This window comes from Prevotella sp. MGM1, assembly GCF_002933775.1.
In the GTDB taxonomy this organism is placed as follows: domain Bacteria; phylum Bacteroidota; class Bacteroidia; order Bacteroidales; family Bacteroidaceae; genus Prevotella.
In genome coordinates this window covers 1-1748 of sequence record NZ_BEWV01000007.1, presented here as the reverse complement: position 1 = coordinate 1748, position 1748 = coordinate 1, and the positions used below count along the sequence as shown (strand labels likewise).

2 protein-coding genes are annotated in these 1748 nt (G+C 54.8%); both read left to right on the top strand.

All coding sequences use genetic code 11. The features are described 5' to 3' along the window. Nucleotides 1–816 (top strand): acyltransferase (locus MoGM_RS12860; RefSeq protein ID WP_104368238.1); only part of this gene is annotated, 816 nt, incomplete at its 5' end. Then, nucleotides 813–1481 (top strand): NigD-like C-terminal domain-containing protein, encoded by a 669-nt coding sequence (locus MoGM_RS00060; RefSeq protein ID WP_104368237.1) that lies wholly within the window; start codon nt 813–815, stop codon nt 1479–1481. The genes MoGM_RS12860 and MoGM_RS00060, both read left to right, overlap by 4 nt. The last annotated feature ends 267 nt before the right edge of the window (nt 1482–1748 follow it).

Below are 1748 nucleotides of genomic sequence, written 5' to 3'. Positions count from 1 at the left end.
CTTATCGACTCGGGCTTCACGACCACATGTGAGATCGCCATCGGCGACAACCTGCTCGCCGCCCCGTGGATAAAAGACCTCGTCAGGGTGAACAAGTCGTTCATCGTAAAGCGCGGGGCGGGCATCAAGGAGATGCTCGTAAACAGCAGGCAGCTGTCGGAGTACATGCACTTCGTAATATCGCGCAAGAACGACAACATCTGGATAGCACAGCGTGAGGGACGCGCCAAGGACAGCGACGACCGCACGCAACAGTCTATCCTCAAAATGATGGCAATGGGCGGGGAAGGCAGCGTGATCGAAAGGTTGAGACAACTGCACATCGTGCCGCTGGCCATATCATACGAATATGACCCATGCGACTATCTGAAAGCACGGGAGTTTCAGCTCAAACGTGATGTCGAGGGATGGAAAAAGACCAAGGCCGACGATGTGCTGAGCATGCAAACGGGCATCACCGGGCGCAAAGGCCGCATACACTACCACTGCGCACCGTGCATTGACGAATGGCTCGACACGCTCGATCCGGACATGCCGAAAGGCGAACTGTTTGCCTCTGTGGCCGAGCACATGGACAGGGAGATACACGCCGGATACAGGCTTTATCCCGGCAACTACATAGCCGCTGACCTGTCGCGCGGAGACAGGACGTTCGCCGACCGCTACACGGAGGAAGACAAGAAGTCTTTCGAGAAGTATATCGCCGGACGCATGGCCCTGATAGACCTGCCTGTGAAAGACGAGCCGTTCCTGCACGAACGGCTGCTGACAATGTATGCCAACCCGGCCATAAACCACGAAGCGGCAGTGAGATGAGGAACATACTCTTGTCGATGGCCCTGATTGCCGCAACGGCCTGCGAGACGGACAGCTACGATACAGGCACGGGGAAGTACTCATATACACGGGCGGACTTCGTGGAAGCGCATACGGACGGCAAATGCGTCATAAAGGGCGTGGAGACGGACGACGGCATAAGGCTGTCCCTATATCCTGAAGCGGCTCCCAAATGGACTAACCGCCCCGACACTGTGTACCGCGCGCTGATGTACTACAACGACAAGGGTGGCGGCAGCGTGGAACCGATAAGCATCTCGCCGGTGCCGGTGCTCACACCGAGACCGGAACATGAGTTTGAGGACAGGCATACGGATCCGGTAAGGTTTGAAAGCATCTGGCTGAGCAAGAGCGGGAAATACATAAACATAGGGTTGTACCTCAAGAACGGAACTACAGACAGCGGTTCGGAGCGCCATACCTTAGGCATGATGCGCGAAACGACTACCGTAAACGACGACCTGACCCGCACGGCACGCCTGCGGCTTTATCACGACCAAGGCGGCGTACCGGAGTACTACTCGTCAAGATACCACGTAAGCATACCGTGCGACGGTATCGACACCGACTCTGTGACAATATCAATAAACACTTATGAGGGAATGTCGGAACACAAAATAAAAATACCCGACAGAATGAAATAAGGCACGGCTACACGCCAACACCGCCGGCAAACAGCATCCCCTATATCGGATAACAAGAACACAACCGGATAAAAAGAGAAAGACAGGCCGCACTACACAGCCTGTCTTTCTCTTTTTATCACTGCCCGAGCACACGCTCCAAAGCATCAAGCTCTTCATCTGTCGTAGACCAGCTCGTGACGAAACGGCATATCATACTGTTCTCATCGGCCTGTCCCCAGTGGGTGAATATAATGTCGCGCGACAACCGCTCTACCTCGTCATTGT

Coding starts and splice junctions, on each gene's coding strand:
- MoGM_RS00060 (WP_104368237.1), top strand. CDS start 813: ATGAGGAACATACTCTTGTCGATGGCCCTGATTGCCGCAACGGCCTGC.